The sequence below is a fragment of the Jeotgalicoccus aerolatus genome, assembly GCF_014635205.1.
GTDB classification, from domain to species: Bacteria; Bacillota; Bacilli; order Staphylococcales; family Salinicoccaceae; genus Jeotgalicoccus; species Jeotgalicoccus aerolatus.
The window spans coordinates 242,479-248,755 of sequence record NZ_BMCN01000003.1; the positions used below are offsets into that span (position 1 = coordinate 242,479).

Below are 6,277 nucleotides of genomic sequence, written 5' to 3' on the forward strand. Positions count from 1 at the left end.
CAGGGTAGACATTAAAAGATAAAGTTTATTATATTAACGAAGTGATTGGAGTGCGTACATAAAATATGAATATAAAAATAGATGTTAACGAAAAACCCGGGGAATACCTGGTCAGTGTCAGCGGGGAACTCGATGTTTATACAGCGCCTGAATTAAAACAGGTATTTGAACCTGTCGGAGCTGCCGGTGAACATGATTTAATCGTTGATTTAAGCGGTTTGAATTATATGGATTCTACTGGGCTCGGCATATTTGTCGGTACGCTTAAAGATCTGAATAAACATAACAAGGAACTCCATGTTCTTGGAGTTAACGATAGAATTCTAAAGCTGTTTGAAATTACAGGGCTGCGTGACCTGATGTATGTTAATAAGAAGTCGGAGGTCGACTGAAGAATGAAGTCTCAATACGATTTTATAGAAATGAAATTTCCGTCTAGTGCAGAATACGTAGGATTAATCCGCCTCACACTGTCTGGTGTTTTATCGAGAGCAGGGGCTACTTATGATGATATAGAAGACTCTAAAATTGCTGTTTCAGAAGCGGTAACGAATGCTGTTAAGCATGCTTACAGTGAAAATGAGAGCGGAGAAGTTTCTGTCGGCTTTGCAGTATACAGCGATAAAGTAGAGATAATTGTTGCTGACAACGGACACAGCTTTGATTATGAAAAAATTAAAGAAGAACTTGGCCCGTATAACGAAGATGATAATATTGATTATCTAAGAGAAGGAGGGCTTGGCCTTTTCCTAATCGAAACGCTGATGGACAAAGTTTCTTTCAAGAAAGAACCTGGTGTAACAATCAGTATGACGAAGTATATTAACGAAAGTCAGGTGCAGCCGAATGGAGAAACGATCTCGCAATAAGAATTACGGACTGCCGCCTGAAGAAGTTAACGAACTGATTAAACAGTATCAGGAAACGGAAGATGATCTGGCACAGAGCAGGCTGGTAGAAAATTATACTAAGCTGGTCGAATCTTTGGCATATCGTTATTCACGCGGTCAGTCGCATCATGAAGATTTGGTGCAGGTCGGCATGCTTGGTTTACTGGGAGCCATCAGACGATTTGATACTTCTTTTGAACGCAGATTTGAAGTGTTTTTAGTGCCGACTGTCGTCGGTGAAATCAAACGCTATCTGCGGGATAAAACATGGAGTGTTCATGTACCGAGGCGTATTAAAGAACTGGGACCGAGAATTAAAAACACGACAGATGCATTAACAAATGAACTCGAAAGATCCCCGACAATTCAAGAGCTTGCTATGGAATTAGAAGTAACTGAAGAAGAAGTTCTGGAAGCTATGGAAATGGGACAGAGTTACAATGCTTTAAGTGTCGATCATTCTATTGAAGCGGATAAGGATGGTTCGACAGTCACCCTGCTTGATGTTATGGGACAGCAGGATGATAATTATGATTTAGCTGAGAAACGTATGATTTTAGAAAAAGTCCTGCCCATTTTAAGTGACAGAGAGCAGGAAATTATAAAATCTACATTTATTGACGGACTGAGTCAAAAAGAAACAGGTGAAAAAATTGGTTTAAGCCAGATGCATGTTTCGAGACTGCAGCGTTCTGCGATTAAGAAGCTGAGAGAAGCCGTTAAAGAAGCTGAATAAATTTAAAAATGAGCCCGATCTTTTTTAGATTGGGCTTTTACTATTAGGAGAGAGCGTATTATGATGAATGAATTAGTTAATGAAATTGCATCGGATATGAAGATTAATAAAGGGCATATAGAAAAAGTGCTGGAGCTGCTGTCTGAAAAAAATACGGTGCCATTTATAGCCAGATACCGTAAAGAACAGACAGGCGGTCTGGATGAGGTAGCGATTAAAGAAATTGAAACACGTTATCTGTATTTAGAAAATCTGAATAAGCGTAAAGATGAAGTGATACGCCTGATCGATGAGCAGGGAATGCTGACTGATGAACTGCGTCAGGATATTTTAAAGCAGACGAAACAAAGCAGGGTAGAAGATCTTTATCGTCCGTTTAAGCAGAAAAAGAAAACTCGGGCAACTGAAGCGAAGCGCCTTGGACTTGAACCATTAGCAGATATAATTTTAGCAGGCAAACATCGTGATATTGAGACGGCTGCAGCTGACTATTTAAATGAGGAAGTTACATCAGCTGAAGAGGCAATTAAAGGTGCTTTAGATATTATTGCGGAGGTTGTTTCCGATAATCCTCAGTATCGACTGTACATATTAAAAATTATTAAAGATACTTCAGATATCGTCTCTGCAGTTAAAAAGAATGCAGACGATGAACAGGGTGTCTTTGAAATGTATTATGATTATGCAGAAAAGATAAAAAATATTGTACCGCACCGTGTGCTTGCTTTAAACCGGGGAGAAACTTTAAAAGTACTCACGGTTAAAATGAATCATGATACGGAAAGAATAGAAAAATACTTGCAAAAACAAGTTATCGATCCGCATGCTAAAACCGAAGATCTGCTGAAAGAGGCAATCAGTGACAGTTTGAAACGCTTAATCTTACCATCGCTCGAACGAGAAGTACGAGCAGATTTAACTGAAACGAGCGAAAAACATGCTGTTGTGGTCTTTGAGGAAAACCTCAAACGCTTATTACTGCAGCCGCCGCTTAAAGGCAGAGTCATCCTCGGGCTGGATCCCGCTTACCGTACAGGCTGTAAACTTGCCGTAATTAATGATACAGGTGCATACCTTGCTAAAGATGTTATTTACCCGCATAAACCAGTGAATAAAAAATCAGAGAGCAAGGCACTGATTTTAAAGTTGATTAAGCAGCACGATGTTTCTTTAATTGCTATAGGCAACGGGACAGCATCACGGGAGTCGGAGGAATTTATCGGTGAACTGATTAAAGAAGAGAAACTTGAAATCCCGTACATTATTGTCAATGAAGCGGGAGCCAGTGTATATTCAGCGTCTGAAATTGCCAGAGAAGAATTTCCCGATTTTAATGTAGAAGAGAGAAGTGCAGTATCCATCGCAAGAAGGGTACATGATCCGCTCAGCGAGCTGGTTAAAATCGATCCGAAATCTATTGGCGTTGGCCAGTACCAGCACGATATTAATCAGAAGTTCTTAACAGAGTCCTTAAATTTTGTCGTGGAAACGGCAGTTAACCAGGTCGGTGTAAATTTAAATACAGCATCGACAACATTGCTCGAGCATGTAGCAGGACTGACGCCGGTAATAAGTAAAAATATTGTTCTGTTCAGAGAAGAGAATGGCGGCTTTAAAAAGAGAAGTGAATTGAAAAAAGTAGCCCGTCTTGGTGATAAAACATATGAGCAGTGTGTTGGATTTTTAAGAATATTTAATGGGAAAGAACCATTAGATGTTACGGCGATTCACCCGGAACAATATAAAAATACGTATCAGCTCATAGAGACAATCGGACTGACTATCGATGATCTCGGTACAGATGTAATGATTGAAAAATTAGATGCACTGAATGTCAGAGAAACAGCAGAACAGATGAATATTGGGGTGCCGACACTTGAAGATATTATATTAAGTTTAAAAGCACCGTTAAGAGATATAAGAGATGAATATGATACGCCATTGCTGAAATCAGATGTACTTGGCATTGAGGATTTGAAAACGGGCATGACACTGTCCGGCACTGTGAGAAATGTGACTGATTTTGGTGCATTTGTAGATGTCGGCGTGAAGCAGGATGGACTTGTGCACGTATCCCAAATTTCAAACCGTTTTATTAAACATCCGCTGGAAGCAGTGAATACTGGAGATATTGTCGAAGTTAAAGTAATGGATGTCGATGTTAAGAAAAACAGAATATCATTAACGATGAAAAATGTATAAAAAAAGTGAACCGGCTGAGGCCGGTTCACTTTTTTTGTTTATAACTACATGTTGTGGAAGTAATCTGGATTTTCTAAGTCAACATCGTTGATGTCAATTCCAAGTGCTGCTGCGACACCTTTACCGTACTCTGGATCTGCTTGGTAGCAGTTGTAGATGTGACGGTGTTTAGTGCGGTCAGTAGTACCGTTCATTTCATTTGCTGTGTTATAGAAGAGACGTTGTTTGTCTTCGTCAGACTGTAATCTGAATAGTTTACCAGGCTGTTCGAAGTAATTATCATCATCTTCGCGGAAGTTGTGTTCGTAAATTGAACCGTATTCCATTTCTAATGCAGGCTGTTTAGCTTCCGGCTGTGAATTGTGTGCCCCGTAGCTGTTTGGATAGTAGTTAATTGATGAACCTGCGTTACCGTCAACTCTCATAGCGCCGTCACGGCTGAATGGGCAAACATTTGCTGCACCTTTTGGTGAGTTAACTGGAATCTGATGATGGTTAACACCGAGACGGTATCTTTGAGCATCACCGTAAGAGAATAGACGGCCTTGTAACATTTTATCTGGAGAGTAGCCGATTCCAGGTACGATGTTAGTTGGAGCGAATGCTGCCTGCTCAACTTCAGCAAAGTAGTTTTCAGGGTTTTTGTTTAATTCGAATTCTCCGACTGGAATTAAAGGATAGTCGCCTTTGTACCATACTTTAGTTAAGTCAAATGGATTATCCGGGTGGTTTTTAGCTTGTTCTTCAGTCATTACCTGGATATAAACTTTCCATTTAGGGAAGTTGCCTTCTTCAATTGCATTGAATAAGTCTCTTTGTGAAGACTCGCGGTCTCCGCCGACTAATTCAGCAGCTTCTTCTGCAGAATAGTTCTCGATACCTTGCTGAGTGCGGAAGTGGAATTTAACCCATACGCGCTCATTATCTTTATTGATCATGCTGTAAGTGTGTGAACCGAAACCATGCATGTTTCTGAAACCTTTAGGAATACCGCGTTCAGTCATAATAATTGTAACTTGGTGCAGTGATTCAGGTAAGTTAGTCCAGAAGTCCCAGTTACTTTCTGCATTGTGCATGTTTGTTTTAGGGTCGCGTTTTACAACGTGGTTTAAACTTGGGAATAATTTAGGGTCACGGAAGAAGAATACAGGTGTGTTGTTACCAACCAGGTCCCAGTTACCTTCTTCAGTATAGAATTTTAAAGCAAATCCGCGAATATCGCGCTCAGCATCAGCTGCACCGCGTTCACCAGCTACAGTTGAGAAACGTGCGAACATTTCTGTTTGTTTACCGACTTCGCTGAAAATACTTGCTTTAGTATATTGAGTAATATCATCTGTTACAGTGAATGTACCGTAAGCACCTGAACCTTTAGCGTGCATACGTCTTTCAGGAATAACTTCACGGTCGAAATGAGCCATCATGTCGAGGAAGTACGGGTCTTGCATAACAAGTGGTCCGCGCGGGCCAGCTGTTGCAGTGTTTTCACGATCGCCTACGGGATTGCCGAAAAGAGTAGTAAGTCTATTATCTTTGTTTGTCATCAATAACTGCCTCCATTAATTAGAATTATTATAAATAAACTATAACAAGCCGAGTGATCAAAAGCAAGTTCTTCGTCTGTATAAAAATAAAATATTTACAAGGTTTATTACATGATAATATAGTTAATAATATCTTAATGAAAAGAGAGTAAAGCCAGCTAACTGAGAAAAGGAGAGCAGGAACAATATAAAATTCAAAACAGCTATTATATAGAAGGAAACAGAAAAACAGAAAAAAATAAAAAGAAAATCACAGAAAGTATTGACTTTAAATTAAGAACTCTGTATATTAATAAACGTTGTATAAAACAGATGGCCCGTTGGTCAAGCGGTTAAGACACCGCCCTTTCACGGCGGTAACACGGGTTCGAGTCCCGTACGGGTCACCATTTTAAAAAAAGATAAAGCGAACTGTTGACATTAGAACACTGCTTAGTTATAATAGTGAATCTAACCAGTTAACCGAATCTTTACAGAAACAATATAACTGATTAAAATTAATAAACTTTGTTGTTGACACCAAATTCCGAAAGAGTTATACTAGTTCTTGTCGCTAAAAAGTTATTAACAAATAATTATTACATATAATAAGATTTGCGGTTGTGGCGGAATCGGCAGACGCGCTAGGTTGAGGGCCTAGTGGGAGTTAAATCCCGTGGAGGTTCAAGTCCTCTCAGCCGCACCATTGAAAACTTATTATAACATATACCATGCGGGTATAGTTAAATGGTATAACCTCAGCCTTCCAAGCTGATGTTGTCGGTTCGATCCCGTCTACCCGCTCCATTAAATTTATTACCTAACACAAAGAACATTGAAAACTGAATGACAATATGTCAACGTTTAATTCCGAATAAAAAAGTCTTCTATTATATAGGAGCACAGATTGAGGCGAACAATATAAA

At 39.5% G+C, this 6,277-nt stretch carries 5 protein-coding genes and 3 tRNA genes; 7 read left to right on the top strand and 1 reads right to left on the bottom strand.

The annotated features are described in order from the left end of the window. The first annotated feature begins 65 nt into the window (after positions 1-65). Genes IEU81_RS09730 through IEU81_RS09745 form a run of 4 tightly spaced genes read left to right on the top strand, consistent with a single transcriptional unit; the run spans position 66 to position 3,828 of the window. Positions 66-392, top strand: coding sequence for an STAS domain-containing protein (locus IEU81_RS09730; protein WP_092599520.1), 327 nt, complete (start codon positions 66-68; stop codon positions 390-392). Between the two features lie 3 nt (positions 393-395). Next, complete coding sequence (gene rsbW / locus IEU81_RS09735; protein WP_092599517.1) at positions 396-869, top strand: anti-sigma B factor RsbW; 474 nt, start codon at positions 396-398, stop codon at positions 867-869. Further along, a complete protein-coding gene (gene sigB / locus IEU81_RS09740) occupies positions 847-1,626 on the top strand; it encodes an RNA polymerase sigma factor SigB (RefSeq protein ID WP_092599514.1) in 780 nt (259 codons plus the stop codon). The genes rsbW and sigB overlap by 23 nt, the downstream gene beginning before the upstream one ends. Before the next feature lie 60 nt (positions 1,627-1,686). After that, the gene (locus IEU81_RS09745; protein ID WP_231957226.1) at positions 1,687-3,828 is read left to right on the top strand and encodes a Tex family protein; all 2,142 of its coding nucleotides are present in this window, start codon (positions 1,687-1,689) and stop codon (positions 3,826-3,828) included. A 44-nt stretch (positions 3,829-3,872) separates the two neighbouring features. Here the strand turns inward: IEU81_RS09745 and IEU81_RS09750 are convergent, their stop codons facing one another. After that, positions 3,873-5,372, bottom strand: a complete 1,500-nt coding sequence (locus IEU81_RS09750) for a catalase (RefSeq protein ID WP_186089143.1) — start codon at positions 5,370-5,372, stop codon at positions 3,873-3,875. 314 nt (positions 5,373-5,686) lie between these two features. On the opposite strand from IEU81_RS09750, the gene IEU81_RS09755 reads away from it, so the two are divergent. From IEU81_RS09755 to IEU81_RS09765, 3 genes are all read left to right on the top strand, one after another. Beyond that, positions 5,687-5,761, top strand: a tRNA-Glu gene (locus IEU81_RS09755). A 207-nt stretch (positions 5,762-5,968) separates the two neighbouring features. Continuing rightward, positions 5,969-6,057 (top strand) — tRNA-Leu (locus IEU81_RS09760). Positions 6,058-6,084: 27 nt separating this feature from the next. Further along, a tRNA-Gly gene (locus IEU81_RS09765) sits at positions 6,085-6,158 on the top strand. Positions 6,159-6,277: the final 119 nt, after the last annotated feature.

Excerpts from the sequence above, each read along its gene's own strand:
- IEU81_RS09750 (WP_186089143.1), bottom strand. The coding sequence starts at position 5,372 with ATGACAAACAAAGATAATAGACTTACTACTCTTTTCGGCAATCCCGTA.
- rsbW (WP_092599517.1), top strand. The coding sequence starts at position 396 with ATGAAGTCTCAATACGATTTTATAGAAATGAAATTTCCGTCTAGTGCA.
- IEU81_RS09745 (WP_231957226.1), top strand. The coding sequence starts at position 1,687 with ATGATGAATGAATTAGTTAATGAAATTGCATCGGATATGAAGATTAAT.
- sigB (WP_092599514.1), top strand. The coding sequence starts at position 847 with ATGGAGAAACGATCTCGCAATAAGAATTACGGACTGCCGCCTGAAGAA.
- IEU81_RS09730 (WP_092599520.1), top strand. The coding sequence starts at position 66 with ATGAATATAAAAATAGATGTTAACGAAAAACCCGGGGAATACCTGGTC.